This window comes from Ramlibacter pallidus, assembly GCF_015070875.1.
In the GTDB taxonomy this organism is placed as follows: Bacteria; Pseudomonadota; Gammaproteobacteria; order Burkholderiales; family Burkholderiaceae_C; genus Ramlibacter; species Ramlibacter pallidus.
On record NZ_JADDIV010000005.1, the window covers coordinates 1 to 16,939 of the forward strand.

Consider the following 16,939-nt stretch of genomic DNA (forward strand, 5'->3'; position numbering starts at 1 on the left):
CCAGCCCTCCCCCAGGGGGGGAGGGAGGAAGAGGCGCTGCCGCAGCGCGCGCCGCTGCTCACGAAGACCGGCTGGACGGCTTTCCTCGTCGCGCTCGTCGCCGTGTGTGCCCTCGCGCCGCTGCTGAACCTGGTCGTCCCTGCGTCCAGCGCGTTCCACATGAGCGACTACGCCGTGGCGCTGGTCGGCAAGATCATGTGCTACGCCATCTGCGCCCTGGCGATGGACCTGATCTGGGGCTACACCGGCATCCTGTCGCTGGGCCATGGCCTGTTCTTCGCGCTGGGCGGCTACGTGATGGGCATGTACCTCATGCGGCAGATCGGCCGCGACGGCCACTACAAGAGCGACCTGCCGGACTTCATGGTGTTCCTGGACTGGAAGGAACTGCCCTGGCACTGGGCGCTCTCCGACAGCTTCGCCGCCACGCTGTTCCTGGTGGTCGCCGTGCCCGGGGTCGTCGCCTTCGTGTTCGGCTACTTCGCCTTCCGCTCGCGCATCAAGGGCGTGTACTTCTCCATCATCACGCAGGCGCTCACCTTCGCCGCCATGCTGCTGTTCTTCCGCAACGAGACGGGCTTCGGCGGCAACAACGGCTTCACCGACTTCAAGCGCATCGTGGGCATCGCCATCGCCACGCCGCAGACGCGCATGACGCTGTTCGTCCTCACCGGCCTCACGCTGCTCGGCTTCTTCCTGCTGGCGCGTTTCCTCGTCGCCAGCAAGTTCGGCCGCGTGCTGCAGGCGATCCGCGACGCCGAATCGCGGGTGATGTTCTCGGGCTACAACCCGATCGGCTACAAGCTCGCGATCTGGACGCTTAGCGCCGTGATGTGCGGCGTGGCCGGCGCGCTCTACGTGCCGCAGGTGGGCATCATCAACCCGGGCGAGATGAGCGCGGCCAACTCCATCGAGATCGCCGTCTGGGCGGCCGTGGGCGGCCGCGGCTCGCTGGTCGGCCCGATCGTCGGCGCCTTCCTGGTGAACGGCGCCAAGAGCTGGCTGACCGTGACGGCACCGGAATTCTGGCTGTACTTCCTGGGCGCGCTGTTCATCGCGGTCACCCTGTTCCTGCCGAACGGCGTGGTCGGCCTGGCGCGCAAGCTGCGCAAGGAGCGTGCATGACGCCGCATCTGATGGAAGAGGGCGCCCGGCGCCTGGCCACGGCCTCCGGCGGGCGCTCCGCCGGCTTTTCGCGGGTGGCCGTTGCGGGTGAAGTGGACGTGACGCACGGCCGCATCCTGTACCTGGAAGACGTCAGCGTCAGCTTCGACGGCTTCCGCGCCATCAACAAGCTGTCGCTGGACATCGCGCCCGGCGAACTGCGCTGCATCATCGGACCGAACGGCGCCGGCAAGACCACCATGATGGACATCATCACCGGCAAGACGCGGCCGGACGCCGGCACCGTCTTCTTCGGCAGCACCATCGACCTGCTGCGCTACAAGGAATCGGACATCGCGCAGATGGGCATCGGCCGCAAGTTCCAGAAGCCGACCGTGTTCGAACAGCTCACGGTGGTCGAGAACCTGGAGCTGGCGCTCAAGACCGACAAGGGCGTGCGCGCGTCGATCTTCTTCCGGCCGGACTCCGCCGAAAGCGACCGCCTTGCCGAAGTGCTGCGCACCATCCACCTCGCGGGCAGCGCGGCGCGCCTGGCCGGCACCCTCAGCCACGGGCAGAAGCAGTGGCTGGAGATCGGCATGCTGCTGATGCAGGACCCGAAGCTGCTGCTGCTCGACGAGCCGGTGGCCGGCATGACCGACGAGGAGACCGCGCGCACGGCGGAACTGTTCCTGTCGCTCAAGGGGCAGCACTCCCTCATGGTCGTCGAGCACGACATGAGCTTCATCAAGACGATCTCCGAGAAGGTCACCGTGCTGCACGAGGGCGCGGTGCTGGCCGAAGGCACGCTGGAGCAGGTGCAGTCGGACGAGCGGGTGATCGAGGTCTACCTGGGGCGCTGATGCTGTCCATCCAGAACATCCACCAGTACTACGGCGGCTCCCACATCCTGCGCGACGTGTCGCTGGAGGCGAAGCCGGGCCAGGTCACCGTCGTGCTGGGACGCAACGGCGTCGGCAAGACCACCCTGCTGAAATCGCTGATGGGCCTGGTGCCCATCAAGAGCGGAACGATCGCGTTCGAAGGGCGGCCGCTGCAGGGCCGCACGCCGTACGAGCGGGCGCGTGCAGGCATCGGCTTCGTGCCGCAGGGCCGCGAGATCTTCGCGCGCCTGACCGTGGAAGAGAACCTGCGCATGGGGCTGGCGACACAGCCCGGCCGCACGCCGGTGCCGGCGGAGCTCTACGAGCTGTTCCCGGTGCTCCGGCAGATGCTCCACCGGCGCGGCGGCGACCTGTCGGGCGGCCAGCAGCAGCAGCTCGCCATCGCCCGCGCGCTCGCGGCGAAGCCCCGGCTGCTGGTGCTGGACGAACCCACGGAAGGCATCCAGCCCAGCATCATCAAGGACATCGGCCGCGTGATCCGCATGCTGGCGCAGCGGGGCGACATGGCGATCCTGCTGGTGGAGCAGTACTACGACTTCGCGCAGGAGCTCGCGGATGCCTACGTGGTGATGGAGCGCGGCGAAGTGGTCGCCCGCGGCGCCGGCAAGGACATGGAAAGGGACGGCGTGCGCCAGCGGGTGGCCATCTGACCGGTGCTCCCCCTGGACGGAGGGCTCCTACCGGGCCTCCCGCAGGCTCCCGGCAGAAGGGCGCCGGCCGTTTCCCTAAGGTGGACAGCACCATCCACAAGGAGAACAACCATGGCCGTCATCCTCTGGCTCCTCGGCGTCCCGCTCGGCATCGTGCTGCTGCTGATGCTGTTCGGCGTGTTCTGACGCCGGGTGGCGCGACCGTAGGCTGCTGCCTACCGCCAGAGCCGAGCCTGCCTTCCAAGCTGCGGGGGCTGCGCGGGTTACCTTGGTGGCAACACTTCAAAGGAGCACACCATGCCCGTCATCCTCTGGCTACTCGGCGTCCCGCTCGGCCTGATCCTGCTGTTCATGCTGATCTTCTGAGCGCCCCACGCGACGCGGTGACCCGCGGCAGGCCTTCCGGCCTCCGCGGGTTTCCTTTTTTCAGGGCTTGCGCTTCACGTCCTCGAGCTGCTCGAGGTTGCGGCCGGAGGCATCGCCGCGGTTGCCCGCTTCATGTTCCCTCGCGCTGGCCGGGCCCTGCTCCTCGCTGCCCTGGTTGGCGTAGGGCTGCGCACCCTTGCCGCCGTCCCAGCTGACTTCGTTGCGGTAGCCGTGCTTCGCGTGGCCGTCGCCTTCGGCTTCGCCGGGGTCACGGGGTTCGTGGTGGTTCATCGCTCTCTCCAAATGGATGACCCGCCCAAGGGTAGCCCTTGCGGCGGGTCGAGGTGTAGGACGCCGGCGCGCCGCCAGGGCGGCACCCGCCGGAATCGTCGCGCTTAGCGGTTGCCCATCGTGGAGGTCGAGGGCACCAGCACCACCGGGTCGGCGGTCTGCGGCTGGATGGTCACCGAGTTCTGGCCCTCGGGCATGACCACGGTTTCCACTTCACGGATCAGCCCGCCGCCGGCGACGCTGCCGCCAGTGCTGCCCATGCCCATAATGCGGGCCTGGCAAGCAGCCTTGTCCTCGGCGACCTGGTGCACGTCGCAGCGCGCCATGGCGTGCGACTCGTGGGCGCCGTAGGTCTCCAGGTGGCCGCGCTGCTTCTCAGCGCGGGCGTTGCGCGCTTCCTTCATGCAGGTGTCGCGGTCCTGCTGGGTCTGGCCGCTCATGCAGGCCTGGACTTCGGACTGGTAGCTGCCGGTCGCGTCGATGCCCGTCGCGACCTGGGCGGTGGCGGCGCCGACCGCCAGCAGGGCGATGGCACCGAAGGAGACGAGGCTCTTGCGCGAGCGTGCATCGGATTTCATGGGGGCTCTCCTGGGGTTCTTGGATTCGATGGCGCCAGTGTGCGCAAGGCTTCGATGGCGCACTGCCGGAGAGATGCCCCCATGCGGGCCGCAGCGGGCCCATGGTCGGGTAGGACGCAACCTTGCCGTCCGGTTGCCTACACCGCCGGACGCCGGGCGGGCCTCAGACGTGCCAGCCGCGCGGCTCGGCGCCCTGGACGTCCCACAGCAGGGGCCGCCATGCCACGCGGATCGCCCGCAACAGCTGGATCGCGGGTTCGACCAACGGGGCCAGCACCCGGACCACGACCACCCGCGGTCCGGGCGCCGTCGCGCCGGCGGTGGCCGCCAAGGCGCTGCGCGCGATGTGCTCCCGCGCGCAGTCCAGCAGCGCTTCGCGGCGGGCGCGCCCCAGTTCGTCGCCGCACGCGAGGAAAAGGCTGGCCAGGCAGCGGTGGCCGGCCAGGCCCAGCGGTCCGTCCATCAGGGCCGTGTCCTCTGCGGCGAGGTGGCCGCGCTCCAGCCAGTGCCCACGGAGTTCGAGGTGTTGCAGCACTTCGCCCTTCAGGAAGGGCTGGCCGGCCTGCGGCAGCCCCAGGGCGGCGATGTCCCAGCCCAGCAGCTCGGCCCCGGGCGCCACTTCCATGACCAGGCGGTTCTCCGCGCGGCAGCCGCTGTAGTAGAGCGCTTCCAGCGGCAGCCATTCCAGCCGCGCCCTTTCGTCGAGGACGATGTGCACGTCCTGCAGGGCGCTCTCTCCCTCGCTGCGGTAGAAGCGCGAGGCGCCCGGCGTCGTCACCAGGCCGTGGCTGCCACCGGCGGCGTGCACGCGGACCTGGAGCGTGTCGCCGCCCACCAGCCCGCCGGGCGGATGCACCAGCACGTTGTGGCAGGTGGCATCGCCCTCGGGATAGAGGCTTTGCAGGATGCGCAGCGGACCGTCGTGCGCGAAGCGGGCGACCGTGCGGCCGCCCTCCAGCGCGTAGTCCAGCCGCAGGCCGGCGTGCCAGGCCATGCAGGCTCAGGCGGCCTGCGAGCCGCGGTGCGCCCAGCCGGTGGTGTGCTTCTCCACGTAGCTGAAGAACTCGTACATCGCCATGGCCATCACGCTGATCGCCACCAGGCCGGCGAAGGCCAGGGGCATGCGCTGCTGGCTGCCGGCGGTGAGGATCAGGTTGCCGATGCCCGCATCGCCCGCCGTCATCTCGGCGAGCACGGTCCCGACGAAGGCCAGCGTGATGGCGATCTTGAGCGAGCCGAAGAAGTACGGCATCGAGCGCGGCAGGCCCACTTTCACCAGGACGTCCCAGCGGCGGGCGCCCAGCACGCGCAGCACGTCTTCCAGCTCCGGCTCCAGCGTCGCCAGGCCCGTGGCGATGTTCACCATGATCGGGAAGAAGGAAATCAGGAAGGCCGTCACGATCGCCGGCCAGATCCCGATGCCCCACCACACCACCAGGATGGGCACGATCGCCGCCTTCGGCACGGCGTTGAAGCCGACCATCAGCGGGTACATCGCGGCGTAGGCGATGCGCGACGATCCGATCAGGAAGCCGAGCAGCACGCCCACGACGATCGACAGCCCGAAGCCGACCATGGTGACCCAGAAGGTGCTCCAGGCGGCGGCCATGATGGGTTGGCGGAACTCCACCATCTGCTGCGCGATCTGCAGGGGGCCCGGGAAGATGAATTCCTCGACCCGGAAGACCGTCACGCCCAGCTGCCAGAACAGCAGCACGGCGGCCAGCAGCAGCACCGGCGCCCAGCGCTCGAAGCGGCGGTTGCGCGTCATGACGGCACCGCCGAAGTCCTGCGCACCGCGCCGATCTGGCTGCGAAGCTCGAACACGATGTCCGTGAACTCCTTGGTGTAGGTGACCTCCAGCTCGCGCGGGCGCGGCAGGTCGATCTCGCGCTTGGCGACGAAGCGGCCGGGACTCTTGCTCATGACGTAGACGGTGTCGGCGAGGAACACGGATTCGCGCAGGTCGTGCGTGACGAGCACGACGTTGAACCGCTGTTCGGTCCACAGGTCGCGCAGGATGCACCACAGCTCCTCGCGGGTGAAGGCATCGAGCGCGCCGAAGGGCTCGTCGAGCAGCAGCATCTTGGGCTCGTGGATCAGCGCGCGGCAGATGCTGGCGCGCTGCTGCATGCCGCCGGAGAGCTGCCAGGGGAACTTGTCCTCGTAGCCGCCGAGGCCGACCTTCTGCAGCAGGGCCCGGGCGCGCGCCTCGTACTCCTTGCGCTTGCTCTTGAAGTTGCTGCGGAAGGGCTCGACGATCTCCAGCGGCAGCATCACGTTGTCGACCGTCGTGCGCCAGGGCAGCAGCGACGGCGCCTGGAACGCCATGCCGGAGATCTTCAGCGGCCCGGTGACGGGCTGCCCGTCGATCAGGATGCGGCCGCGCGACGGCGGCCGCAGCCCCGTCGCCAGCTTCATGAACGTGGACTTGCCGCAACCGGACGGCCCGACGATGGCGATGAACTCGCCCTGCCGCACCTGCAGGTCGATGGCCTCCACCGCGAACTGCCCCGCGCGGAGCAGCTCGTCGTTGTAGGCCAGCCAGACGTCGCGGAAATCGATGAAGGACCGGTCTTCCGCTCCCGTCATTTCTTCGCCGGGGGCAGCACGTTCAGGTCGGCCTTCGCAGGCAGGAAGCTCGCGTTCCAGACGTCGTCGGCCTTGACGCGCGTCTTGGTGTTGAAGGCGTCGGAGACCTGCGACGCCATCAGCGACAGGCGGCCCGGGTTCACCTGGCCGAAGCCTTCGGCGCGGGCGTCGGGGCTCGCCACCACGGAGTCGATCGCCATGCGCAGGCGGCGCTTCTCCAGGTCTTCGTTGATGATCCCGTCGCGCGCCTTGACGTACTGGATGGCGGCGTCCGGGTTCGCCATCACTTCCTTGGCGCCCTTGGCGAACGCGGCGAGGAAGGACTTGATGGCCTGCGGGTTCTCGCGCACCAGCTTCGGCGACGCGATGATCACGTTGCCATAGAGCTTCACGCCGTGCTCGGCGTACGGGAAGGTCACCACGTCGGCCAGCTTGACGCCGCGCGCCTCGAGGTTCAGCAGCGAGGTGAAGCCGAAGCCGGTGATGGCGTCGATGTCGCCGCGGGCCAGCATCGTCTCGCGCAGCGGCGGGTCCATGGAGACCCAGGTCACGCTGCTGATGTTGTTGGCCTTCTGGAAGATCGGGAAGCCGCGGCGGCCGGCATCGAAGACCGGCGCGCCCAGCTTCTTGCCGGCCAGGTCGGCGGGCGACTTGATGCCCGACTTCTTCAGCGCCATCACGGCGGCCGGCGTGTTGTTGTAGACCATCATCACCGCCACCGGCTTGTTGGGCGCGTCGGGGTTGTTGGCATGGAACTCCATCAGCGCCGCCAGGTCGGCGAAGCCCATGTCGTAGGTGCCGGTGGCCACGCGCTGCACGGCGGCACCCGAGCCGGTGCCGGCGTCGACCTGCACGTCCAGCCCGGCCGACTTGAAGTAGCCCTTGGCCGCGGGCTGCAGGAACAGGGCGGCGGGCCCTTCGAACCGCCAGTCGAGCAGGAACTTGATGGGCGTGGCGGTCTGCGCGCTGGCGGGCAGGACGGCGGCGGTCAGGGCCAGGGCGGCGGCAGCCTGGAGAAGGACCCTCTTTTGCATCTGGATGGCTCCGGAAAATGACGAATCGGTGAAGTGCCTGGACTAGCAAGATCGGTGCCGTCGAGCTGCCAGGGCGCGCCCCTCCATTGTCGCGTCGTCCGCGGGGCACGCCCTTGGGGGCTAACCCGTGAAATAAAACGCATCCCGGTGGGGTGTTGTCCGACGCCGCCACGCGCCCGCCCCGCACTCCCTTGCTTTACGGGCGACTACGCCCGCGCTTGGCGGGCCCAACCATAGTGAGCAGCACCGGCCCCCAGCGGGCAGGTGGACGCGGACCCGGTTCCCCGGGAATGCGGCCCGACATCAACAACACGCCGTTCGCGGCACAAGGAGTGCGACTATGGGTTTTCTGATTTGGTTGATCGTTGGCGGTATCGTCGGTTGGCTGGCCAGCCTGGTCATGCGCACTGACGGCCAGCAGGGCATCCTGCTGAACGTGGTGGTGGGTATCGTCGGCGCCCTGCTGGGTGGCTGGCTGATCTCCCCGCTGGTGGGCGTGGGCACCATCAACGACGGCATCAGCATCGGTTCCGTGGTGGTTTCGCTGATCGGCGCCATCATCCTGCTGGCCATCGTGAACCTGTTCCGCCGCGGCCGCGTCCGCTAAGCCGGGACACAACAAGATTCCCGCGGGCGCCCGTCGCCCGCACCCTCGGGGCGCCGCTGGCGCCCCTTCTTTTTGCCCGGGCGGACCGTACCGCTCAGGAGGCAGGCCTTACCGGAAGGGAGGCGCTGCTCCGACGCCCGCTGCCGGACCGTACAGGCCAGCCGTTGGCCCGCGCCGCTCCACCATGACAGCAAGGAGCGAACGACATGTACAACACGGACTCGATGGACTTCGTGCAGGAGCGGCTGCGGCACAACACCGCCTCGGTGATCACGCGTGAACTGCGGCTGCGGCCGGCGCCGCGCGTCAAGCGGCGCTTTGCGCTGCGGATGGCGCAGGGCGAGGCCCGCACCTTCGAGCGGGTGGACGACAGCGTCTACGTGCGCTGCACGAAGGGCAGCCTCTGGATCACGCACGACGGCGACCCGAAGGACGTGATCCTCTCGCCGCAGGAAGGCTACCGGGCGCAGCGCGAGGACGCGATGCACGTGTTCGCGCTGCAGCCCTGCGTGCTGGAGATCGAATTCGACGACGACGTCACGGAGCATTGAGCCCCGCAGGTTCACGCGGCCTGGCTGGGCAGGGGCTGGCCGGCGTAGAACGCCGACAGGTTGTCCAGCACGCGCTGCGCCATCGCCTCGCGCGTCTGCACCGTCGCGCTCGCGATGTGCGGCGCGAGCACGACGTTCTCCAGCGCGAAGAGCTCGGGCGGCACGTGCGGTTCGCGCTCGAACACGTCCAGTCCGGCGCCCGCGATGCGCTTTTCCTGCAGGGCGCGCACCAGGGCCGCCTCGTCGATGACGGTGCCGCGGGCGACGTTGACGAGGTAGCCCTTGGTGCCGAGGGCGTCCAGCACCTCGGCGTTCACCAGGTGGCGCGTTTCCGCGCCGCCCGCGGTGATGACGACGAGGAAGTCGCACCACCGCGCCAACTCCAACAGGGAGGGCTCGTGTGGCCACGCCACGCCTTCGACGGCGCGGCGGCTGTGGTACCGCACCTCCATGTCGAAGCCGCCGGCACGGCGGGCGATGGTCTTGCCGATGCGGCCCAGGCCGACGATGCCCAGCTTCGCGCCGCTCACCTGGCGGCCCAGCGCAAAAGACTTCGCGGGTTGCGCCGTCCAGCTTCCGGCACGCACGTAGCGGTCGGCCTCCGGAATGCGCCGCGCGATCGCCAGCAGCAGCGCGAAAGCCTGGTCGGCCACGCAGTCGTTCAGCACGTCGGGCGTGTAGCCGACCGGGATGCCCCGGCGCTTCGCCGCGTCGAGGTCCAGCGTGTCGAGGCCGACGCCGAAGCTGGAGATGATGCGCAGCCGGGGGAGTGCGTCGATCAGCGCCGCGCTCGCGCCGGCGCCGGCGGAAGTCACCAGCGCTTCGACTTCGCCCGCGCGGGCCGCCAGGAAGGCGTCGCGTTCGGTCCCCGGCGGCGGGAGGCGATGGACCGTGTAGTTCTCATCGAGCCGGCGCTCGAGCGAGGGCAGCAGGCCGGTGGCCTGCAGGAGGACGGGACGGGCGTTCATGTTCAGCGGGCGGTGGCGGCCACGGTGCCGGAGGGCAGGGCGCCGCTGCGCATCTGCCGCACCAGCGCCAGCCAGGCACCGGCGGTGATGCCGGCGGTGGCGATCAGTGCGCCGGTCGACAGCATGGCCGCGCCGGTCACGCCGTTGCCCAGCGAGCAGCCCAGCGCGGTGATGCCGCCGAAGCCCATGAGGACGGCGCCGCCGGTGTGCGCGCCGAGCTCGCCGGGCGTCTTGAAGGATTCCAGCTTGAAGTCGCCACGCAACCTGGCCGCCACGAAGGCGCCGAGCAGGGTGCCGAGCGCCACCATCACGCCGAAGGTCGCCACCGTGGCCTTGTCGGACCACAGCGTGAGCAGGTCGAGCGCGTGGCCGAGCGGCGCGGAGAACGACAGGCCCTCGGGGCGGCGCGACTGCGTGCCGAGCCAGGCGGGCTCCAGCGTCTCCGGGTGTTCCGCCAGGAAGCCGATGCGGCCGGTGAGGAAGAAGGCGGCCGCGAGCAGCAGCCCGACGGCGATGCCGCCCAGCCAGTGGGCGCGTTCGACCTGGCGGCGCATGCGCCACGCGAAGGCGAGCACGGCGCCGGCGAGCGCCAGCGCGACCACCCAGCGCAGGGCGCCGGCCGGCAGCGACAACGTGCGGGCGATCATGGCGCCCAGGTCCTGCGGCCCGGCCAGCGTGACGCTGACGGCGTCCAGGCCGTTGGCGCGCCAGCCCGCGAACGCGCCGCGCAGCGTCATCAGCGAGACGATCGCGATCACCACCAAGGTGGCCGCCGCCTTCAGGTTGCCGGAGCCGGCCTTTACCAGGCAGCGCTGCGGGCAGCCGCCCGCCAGGATCATCCCGTACCCGAACAGCAGGCCGCCCACCAGGTAGGACAGCCAGGGGAAGCGCTCGCTCCAGTAGATCGTGCGGCCGGCGTCGAACACGTTCGCGCTCACCATCAGCTGGATCGCGACCGCGCCGACCGCGATGGCCAGCAGCCAGGAGACCAGCCGGCCGGGGCCCTTGAAGACGACCCAGTCGGCGATGGCGCCGCGCACGCAGAAGCGCGTGGCCTGGCCGACGGCGCCCAGCGCCATGCCGAGCACGAGCGCGCCCCAGACGACGAACTGGGTCAGGGTTTGGGGAGCGGTTTCGGGCGACATGCTGCTCGCGGGGGAGTGGGCGGAACCGCGAATTTTAGCTGCGCGGTCCTGCCCCTGCCCGCGGCAGGTCAGGGCTGGGGACCCAGCCAGTCCAGCAGGTCGGCCAGGCGCTGGCCGGTCGTGAGGTCGAAGCCTTCGATGCCCACCGTCTTCAGCACGGCCTGGTCGGCCGCGTTGTCGGTCATGGCGGCCAGCGACTTGCGGATCTCGGCGCGCTGGGGCTCCGTCACGTGCTTCGCGGCGATGAGGGGGAAGTAGGGCTGGGCGCGGCTCTTGTGCAGCACCACGCCGCCTTCCTTGACCCACTTCTTCGCGACGCCGGAATAGGAGGCGATCCCGCCCACGTCGGCGAACTTGTTGTCGATGTAGAACGCCACCGCCCCCTGCTCGCGCACGTACTGCACGTTCTCCCTGGCCAGGTCGATGCCGCGGTCTCGCAGTTCGGCCTTGCAGAACTTCGTCATGTACGCGGCGGGTTCCGGCAGCACGATGCGCTTGCCCTTGATGTCCGCGATGGTCTTCATCCCGGAAGCCTTGCCCGCGACGATCAGGCACTGGCCGTCGGGCTTGGCGCTCGCCAGGAAGTGGTAACCATAGAGCTTCACGCCGCGGGCCGGGTAGTCGCTGGGGCGCGCGATGACGAAGTCGAAGCGGTTCTGCTTCATGCCTTCCTCGAGCTGGGCGAACTCGCGCGCGAAGACGACGTTCACCTTGCGCTTGATGCTGCGGCCGATCACGTCGGCCAGGCCCTGGTACTTGATGACGACCTGGGCGTGGTCCAGGCCGCCGGAGGTGCCCTCGCTCACGCCCATCACCAGGTCCTGCTGCGGCGGCGGCTGCTGCGCCCCGGCGGACACGGACAGCAGCAGTGCGGCGGCCAGCGCCGCCAGCTTCTTCTTCCCCATGGCTTTCCCCTCGTTCTCCTTGGAACGGGTCGAGGATTCCGCTGCATCGCCACAGAAGCAAGTAGTGATATTCTTAAGCGAGGAGACTTCCGATGACACGTTTCACCCGCCTGCTGGCCCTGTTCGCCGCCGCCTGGCTGTTCGCCGTGCCGGCCCTCGCGCAGGACCGCGTCGTGTACCACATCGACGATGCCGAGGCGCAGGCGACCAAGGGGCTGCGCAACATCCGCAACCACCTCGACGTGGCGCCGGAGACGAAGATCATCGTCGTCACGCATGCCAACGGCGTCGACTTCCTCCTGGACGGCGCCAAGGACAAGAAGAACCCGGACATCGACTACGCCGCCCTGGTGAGCGCGCTCAAGGCGCGCGGCGTGCGCTTCGAGGTCTGCGAGATCACGTTGCGCAACCGCAACCTGAAGAAGGACCAGTTCACGATGGACGCGGAGTTCACGCCGTCCGGGGTCGCCCGCATCGGGCAGCTCCAGTCGCGCGAGCGGCACGCCTACATCAAGCCCTGAGGAGCGAAGGCATGGTCCGCAGGGCGACGGCAGCGTTGGAGCAGGACAGCACCTTCGAGACCGACGAGGTGTTCGAGGCCGCGGCGGAAGTGTTCCGCGTGATGTCGGCGCCGATGCGGCTGAAGATCATCAGCAGCCTGTGCAACGGCGAGAAGAACGTGACCCAGCTGCTGGAGGAGATTGCCACCACGCAGCCGAACATGTCGCAGCATCTCAACACGCTGTACCAGGCCGGCGTCATCGGCAAGCGGCGCGAAGGCGTCCAGATCTTCTACCGGATCATCAACGACCGGGTCGTGACGCTGTGCCGCGCGGTCTGCACCCAGATCGCGATCGAGTCGGACCTGAAGGGCTAGCGTTCCTATAATCAGCTCCGGCTTATAGAGCGGGAGGTCGGATGGCGCTGCGCAAGGGATGGGCCGGTTTCGTGTTCGCGCTGGCGGCGGCGCTCGCGACCGCGCAGGAGGCGCCGCGCAAGGTGGCGCCGCAGCAGGTGTCCCCTTCGGCGTGGTTCGTCCAGGGCGAGGCGGCGCTCGGGTCGCCCGCCAACCGCAACTTCATCTCCAATGCCGGCTTCGTCGTCACGCCTGCCGGCGTCGTGGTGGTTGACGCGCTCGGCTCGCCGCAGCTGGCCCGCGAACTGCTGGCCGAGATCGCGCGGGTCACGCCGCAGCCGGTGACGCACGTCGTCGTGACGCACTACCACGCGGACCATGTCTACGGCCTGCAGGAGTTCCGCAAGGCGGGCGCGAAGATCGTCGCCCACCGCGCCGCGCTGGAGTACCTGAACTCCGAGACCGCGCGGCAGCGGCTGGAGGTCTCGCGGACCGACCTGGCGCCGTGGATCGACGCGCAGACGCAGCTGGTCGAGCCCGACCAGTGGATCACCGCCGCCACCGAGCTGGTGGTGGGCGGCGTGCGCCTGCAGCTGCAGCCGGTCGGCCCGGCCCACACGCCCGAGGACCTGGTGGTGATGTTTCCGGCCGAGCGCGTGCTGTTCGCGGGCGACATGGTGTTCCGTGGCCGCATCCCCTTCGTCGGGCAGGCCGACAGCCGCCAGTGGATCGCCGCGCTCGACGCGCTGCTGAAGCTGGACCCGCGCGTGGTCGTGCCGGGACATGGCGCGCTGTCGACGTCCGCGCGGCAGGACCTGGAGCTCACGCGCGACTACCTGGCCTACCTGCGCGAGGCGATGGGCGCCGCCGCGCGCGACATGGAGCCCTTCGACGATGCCTACGCGCGCACCGACTGGTCGCGCTTCGAGCACCTGCCGCTGTTCAAGGCGGCGAACCGCATGAACGCGTACAACACCTATCTGCTCATGGAGCGGCAGGGACGCTAGGGTATTCACCGACCCGCGCGGGGTGGCGAACCTCATCGATTAGCGTATGCTTATATTCGCCCCTCCCAATGAAGAGAACGAGCGCGTGACACCGAATCCCCCTGCCGGCCGCCTGCGCAAGGCCCCGGAGAACTTCATCGCCGGCGCGGACGTCCGCCGGGTCTTCGCCGAGGCGAAGGAAGGCCGGCGCGATTTCCTGCGCGGCGCCTTCGCGGCGGCGGCCAGCGGCCTGGCCGCCGCCGGGGCGGCAGCCCAGCCCCAGGGCGACCCGAACATCCTCGAGCTGCCGGAACACACCCGCGGCCTCGGCCAGCCGGTGGTGACCGACGGCTACGGCAAGCCCTCGCAATACGAGCGCAACGTGCAGCGCCGGCAAAGCCCGGGCCTGACGCAGACCCGCCAGGCTTCGGTGTCGTTCGCGCCGCTGCAGTCGCTGTTCGGCATCGTCACGCCCAGCGGCCTGCACTTCGAGCGCCACCACCAGGGCTGGTGGGACGTCGACCCGGGCAAGCACCGGCTGATGGTCAACGGCCTCGTGAAGACCCCGAAGGTCTTCACGATGGACGACCTGATGCGGCTGCCCTCCGTCTCGCGCTTCCACTTCATCGAGTGCGGCGCCAACACCGGCATGGAGTGGGGCAACGTCGCGGTGCCCACCTGCCAGTACACGCACGGCATGCTCTCGTGCAGCGAGTTCACCGGCGTGCCGCTGATCACCGTGCTGCAGATGGCCGGCGCCGACCTGAAGAAGGGCCGCTTCCTGCTCGCCGAGGGCGCGGACGGCTCGTCGATGACGCGCACCATCCCGATGGCGCTGATCGAATCGGGCGAGGTGCTGCTGGCCTACGGCCAGAACGGCGAGATGCTGCGGCCCGAGAACGGCTACCCGCTGCGCCTGGTGGTGCCGGGCGTGCAGGGCGTGAGCTGGGTGAAGTACCTGCGGCGGGTGGAGGTGGGCGACCAGCCCTGGGCGAGCAAGGACGAAGCGATCCATTACGTCGACCTGATGCCGGACGGCCGGCACCGCCAGTACACCAGCATCCAGGAGTGCAAGAGCGTGGTGACCACGCCCTCGGGCGGCCAGGTGCTGCTGGACAAGGGCTTCTACAGCATCAACGGGCTGGCCTGGTCGGGCCGCGGCAAGGTCGCGAAGGTCGACGTCTCGGTCGACGGCGGGCGCAATTGGCGCAGCGCGCGCCTGCAGGACCCGGTCATGAGCAAGTGCCTCACGCGCTTCAGCCTCGACTGGGTCTGGGACGGCAAGCCCGCCATCATCCAGAGCCGCGCCACCGACGACACGGGGTACGTGCAGCCCACGCAGCGGCAGCTGCGCGGCGTGCGCGGCACCCGCTCGATCTACCACAACAACGCGATCCAGTCGTGGCTGGTGCAGGAAAGCGGCGAGGTGAAGAATGTCCAGCTCGCCTAAGGCCCTGCTCCTGGCCGTCCTCGCCGCGACGGCCTTCGCCGCGCAGGCGCAGGGCTTCCCCGGGATCGGCCGTGCCGCGACCCCGGCGGAAGTGAAGGCCTGGGACATCGACGTGCGCCCGGATCTCCAGGGCCTGCCCGGGGGCTCCGGCTCGGTCGCCCGGGGCCAGCAGGTCTGGGAGGGGAAGTGCGCGAGCTGCCACGGCGTGTTCGGCGAATCCAACGAAGTGTTCAACCCGCTGGTGGGGGGCACGACGGCGGACGACATCCGGACGGGTCGCGTGGCGAACCTGCAGCGCCCCGATTACCCGGGCCGGACCACGCTGATGAAGCTTTCGACGGTGTCGACGCTGTGGGACTACATCAACCGCGCGATGCCGTGGAACCAGCCGAAGTCGTTGTCGGTGGAAGAGGTGTACGCCGTCACCGCGTACATGCTGAACCTCGGCGGGATCGTCGCCGACGATTTCGTTCTGTCCGATGCCAACATGGCGCAGGTGCAGCAACGCCTTCCCAACCGCAACGGCATGACGACCGCCCACGCCCTGTGGCCAGGGCGCGACCTGCCCGGCGTGGCCGGCGCGCCGGACGTGAAGGCGGCGGCCTGCATGCGCAACTGCGCCGTCGAACCCCGGGTGGCGTCGATCCTGCCGGACTTCGCGCGCAACGCGCACGGCAACCTGGCCGACCAGAACCGGCCGGTGGGGCCGCAACGCGGCGCGGTCACAGCCACGGCCGCCGCCACGCCGCGGGCCCAGGCCGGCGCCGCCGCGGCAGCGGCCCGCGCGTCTGCGAAAATCCCGGCCGACCTCCTGCAGAAGAACACCTGCACCGCCTGCCACGCGCAGGACGCGAAGCTGGTGGGACCGAGCTGGAGCGACGTGGCGCGAAAGCACGCCGGGAAGGCGGAGTACCTGGCCGGCAAGATCCGCGCTGGCGGCGCGGGCGTCTGGGGCAGCATCCCGATGCCGCCGCAGGCGATCAGCGCGGAGGATGCCGGGCGCATCGCCGGATGGCTGGCCTCCGGCGCCGCGCCCTGAGGCGCAGGGAATTTCCGTATCGGCGCAACGGCCCGGCTGAACTAGTATTTGTTTGAATATTTCCTGGAGAGCAGCAATGCAGAATCGTCGTGAAGTCCTGAAGCAGTCGATGGCCGTCGCCGGCCTGCTCGGCGCCACCGGCCTGTTCCCGCAGTACGCCTTCGCGTTCAACAAGAACGCGTTCGAGGCCAAGAGCATGGCCGACGTGGTCAAGGCCTACGGCGCCGGCGCGCCGGCCGAGAGCAAGGACGTCACCCTGACGGCACCCGACATCGCCGAGAACGGCGCCGTGGTGCCGATGGCGGCGGCGACCGGCCTGTCCGGCGTGAAGCACCTGCTGGTGCTGGTCGAGAAGAACCCCAACACGCTGGTGGCCAAGTTCGACGTGACCGACGCCGTGGAGGCCAATTTCTCCACCCGCGCCAAGATGTCGCAGACTTCCGACGTCTACGCCGTCGCCATCATGAACGACGGCAAGGCCCTGTACACCAAGAAGGAAGTGAAGGTCACCCTCGGCGGCTGCGGCGGCTGACCGGCGTTCCACTTCCACCCACCCCGAACACAGCACAGATCCAGGAGTCCCCCATGGCAGACCCGATGCGCATCCGCGCCCAGTCCCAGGGCAACAACGCCGTTGTCCGCGTCCTCATGAGCCACGAGATGGAAACCGGCCAGCGCAAGGACAGCGCCGGCAAGACCATCCCGGCGTGGCACATCACCAACGTCAGCGCCACCCACAACGGCAAGCCCGTCATGAGCGCGGAGTGGGGCCCGGCGGTGGCCAAGAACCCGTTCCTGCAGTTCACCGTCAAGGGTGCCAAGGCCGGCGACAAGATCGCGGTGACCTGGAAGGACAACCGCGGCGACACGCGCACCGACGAAGCGACGGTCAGCTGAAGACGAGCGAACAAG

Annotated in this window: 21 protein-coding genes; 12 read left to right on the top strand and 9 right to left on the bottom strand. The window is 69.3% G+C overall.

Annotation, left to right across the window (positions count from 1 at the left end):
• Positions 1-36 precede the first annotated feature (36 nt).
• Genes urtC through urtE form a run of 3 tightly spaced genes read left to right on the top strand, consistent with a single transcriptional unit; the run spans position 37 to position 2,659 of the window.
• Positions 37-1,125 (top strand): urea ABC transporter permease subunit UrtC, encoded by a 1,089-nt coding sequence (urtC, locus tag IM787_RS16985; RefSeq protein WP_193678380.1) that lies wholly within the window; start codon positions 37-39, stop codon positions 1,123-1,125.
• Positions 1,122-1,967, top strand: a complete 846-nt coding sequence (urtD, locus tag IM787_RS16990; RefSeq protein ID WP_193677899.1) for an urea ABC transporter ATP-binding protein UrtD — start codon at positions 1,122-1,124, stop codon at positions 1,965-1,967. Before urtC ends, urtD begins: the two co-directional genes overlap by 4 nt.
• The gene (gene urtE, locus IM787_RS16995) at positions 1,967-2,659 is read left to right on the top strand and encodes an urea ABC transporter ATP-binding subunit UrtE (RefSeq protein WP_193677900.1); all 693 of its coding nucleotides are present in this window, start codon (positions 1,967-1,969) and stop codon (positions 2,657-2,659) included. The genes urtD and urtE overlap by 1 nt, the downstream gene beginning before the upstream one ends.
• A 426-nt stretch (positions 2,660-3,085) precedes the next feature.
• On the opposite strand, the gene IM787_RS17000 is transcribed toward urtE, so the two are convergent.
• From IM787_RS17000 to IM787_RS17025, 6 genes are all read right to left on the bottom strand, one after another.
• Positions 3,086-3,316, bottom strand: a complete 231-nt coding sequence (locus tag IM787_RS17000) for a hypothetical protein (protein WP_193677901.1) — start codon at positions 3,314-3,316, stop codon at positions 3,086-3,088.
• Between the two features lie 104 nt (positions 3,317-3,420).
• Positions 3,421-3,894 carry a hypothetical protein gene (locus IM787_RS17005; protein ID WP_193677902.1) on the bottom strand — a complete coding sequence of 158 codons (474 nt, stop codon included), beginning with the start codon at positions 3,892-3,894 and terminating at the stop codon, positions 3,421-3,423.
• 163 nt (positions 3,895-4,057) lie between these two features.
• Positions 4,058-4,888 carry an urease accessory protein UreD gene (locus IM787_RS17010; protein WP_193677903.1) on the bottom strand — a complete coding sequence of 277 codons (831 nt, stop codon included), beginning with the start codon at positions 4,886-4,888 and terminating at the stop codon, positions 4,058-4,060.
• A 6-nt stretch (positions 4,889-4,894) separates the two neighbouring features.
• On the bottom strand, positions 4,895-5,665 hold the full coding sequence (locus IM787_RS17015) for an ABC transporter permease (RefSeq protein WP_193677904.1): 771 nt from the start codon (positions 5,663-5,665) through the stop codon (positions 4,895-4,897).
• The gene (locus tag IM787_RS17020; protein ID WP_193677905.1) at positions 5,662-6,486 is read right to left on the bottom strand and encodes an ABC transporter ATP-binding protein; all 825 of its coding nucleotides are present in this window, start codon (positions 6,484-6,486) and stop codon (positions 5,662-5,664) included. Before IM787_RS17020 ends, IM787_RS17015 begins: the two co-directional genes overlap by 4 nt.
• The gene (locus IM787_RS17025; RefSeq protein WP_193677906.1) at positions 6,483-7,520 is read right to left on the bottom strand and encodes an ABC transporter substrate-binding protein; all 1,038 of its coding nucleotides are present in this window, start codon (positions 7,518-7,520) and stop codon (positions 6,483-6,485) included. Before IM787_RS17025 ends, IM787_RS17020 begins: the two co-directional genes overlap by 4 nt.
• Positions 7,521-7,860: 340 nt before the next feature.
• On the opposite strand from IM787_RS17025, the gene IM787_RS17030 reads away from it, so the two are divergent.
• Together IM787_RS17030 and IM787_RS17035 are read left to right on the top strand one after the other, a co-directional pair.
• Positions 7,861-8,127: a GlsB/YeaQ/YmgE family stress response membrane protein gene (locus IM787_RS17030; protein WP_193677907.1), complete on the top strand. Its 267-nt coding sequence runs from the start codon at positions 7,861-7,863 to the stop codon at positions 8,125-8,127.
• 206 nt (positions 8,128-8,333) lie between these two features.
• Positions 8,334-8,678 carry a DUF2917 domain-containing protein gene (locus IM787_RS17035; protein WP_193677908.1) on the top strand — a complete coding sequence of 115 codons (345 nt, stop codon included), beginning with the start codon at positions 8,334-8,336 and terminating at the stop codon, positions 8,676-8,678.
• A gap of 11 nt (positions 8,679-8,689) precedes the next feature.
• Here the strand turns inward: IM787_RS17035 and IM787_RS17040 are convergent, their stop codons facing one another.
• The 3 genes from IM787_RS17040 to IM787_RS17050 form a co-directional block, all read right to left on the bottom strand.
• Positions 8,690-9,646 carry a 2-hydroxyacid dehydrogenase gene (locus IM787_RS17040; protein ID WP_193677909.1) on the bottom strand — a complete coding sequence of 319 codons (957 nt, stop codon included), beginning with the start codon at positions 9,644-9,646 and terminating at the stop codon, positions 8,690-8,692.
• 2 nt (positions 9,647-9,648) lie between these two features.
• Positions 9,649-10,791 (bottom strand): YeeE/YedE family protein, encoded by a 1,143-nt coding sequence (locus IM787_RS17045; protein WP_193677910.1) that lies wholly within the window; start codon positions 10,789-10,791, stop codon positions 9,649-9,651.
• 68 nt (positions 10,792-10,859) lie between these two features.
• Complete coding sequence (locus IM787_RS17050; RefSeq protein WP_193677911.1) at positions 10,860-11,696, bottom strand: phosphate/phosphite/phosphonate ABC transporter substrate-binding protein; 837 nt, start codon at positions 11,694-11,696, stop codon at positions 10,860-10,862.
• A 92-nt stretch (positions 11,697-11,788) separates the two neighbouring features.
• On the opposite strand from IM787_RS17050, the gene IM787_RS17055 reads away from it, so the two are divergent.
• From IM787_RS17055 to soxZ, 7 genes are all read left to right on the top strand, one after another.
• Positions 11,789-12,217 carry a DsrE family protein gene (locus IM787_RS17055; RefSeq protein WP_193677912.1) on the top strand — a complete coding sequence of 143 codons (429 nt, stop codon included), beginning with the start codon at positions 11,789-11,791 and terminating at the stop codon, positions 12,215-12,217.
• A gap of 11 nt (positions 12,218-12,228) precedes the next feature.
• Positions 12,229-12,573, top strand: a complete 345-nt coding sequence (locus tag IM787_RS17060) for an ArsR/SmtB family transcription factor (RefSeq protein ID WP_193677913.1) — start codon at positions 12,229-12,231, stop codon at positions 12,571-12,573.
• A 41-nt stretch (positions 12,574-12,614) separates the two neighbouring features.
• A complete protein-coding gene (locus IM787_RS17065) occupies positions 12,615-13,559 on the top strand; it encodes an MBL fold metallo-hydrolase (RefSeq protein WP_193677914.1) in 945 nt (314 codons plus the stop codon).
• 85 nt (positions 13,560-13,644) lie between these two features.
• Positions 13,645-14,988 carry a sulfite dehydrogenase gene (gene soxC / locus IM787_RS17070; RefSeq protein ID WP_354004435.1) on the top strand — a complete coding sequence of 448 codons (1,344 nt, stop codon included), beginning with the start codon at positions 13,645-13,647 and terminating at the stop codon, positions 14,986-14,988.
• Complete coding sequence (locus IM787_RS17075; protein WP_193677916.1) at positions 14,972-16,027, top strand: c-type cytochrome; 1,056 nt, start codon at positions 14,972-14,974, stop codon at positions 16,025-16,027. Before soxC ends, IM787_RS17075 begins: the two co-directional genes overlap by 17 nt.
• Before the next feature lie 76 nt (positions 16,028-16,103).
• Positions 16,104-16,559: a thiosulfate oxidation carrier protein SoxY gene (gene soxY / locus IM787_RS17080; RefSeq protein WP_193677917.1), complete on the top strand. Its 456-nt coding sequence runs from the start codon at positions 16,104-16,106 to the stop codon at positions 16,557-16,559.
• A gap of 53 nt (positions 16,560-16,612) precedes the next feature.
• Positions 16,613-16,924 carry a thiosulfate oxidation carrier complex protein SoxZ gene (gene soxZ / locus IM787_RS17085; RefSeq protein WP_193677918.1) on the top strand — a complete coding sequence of 104 codons (312 nt, stop codon included), beginning with the start codon at positions 16,613-16,615 and terminating at the stop codon, positions 16,922-16,924.
• Positions 16,925-16,939 lie beyond the last annotated feature (15 nt).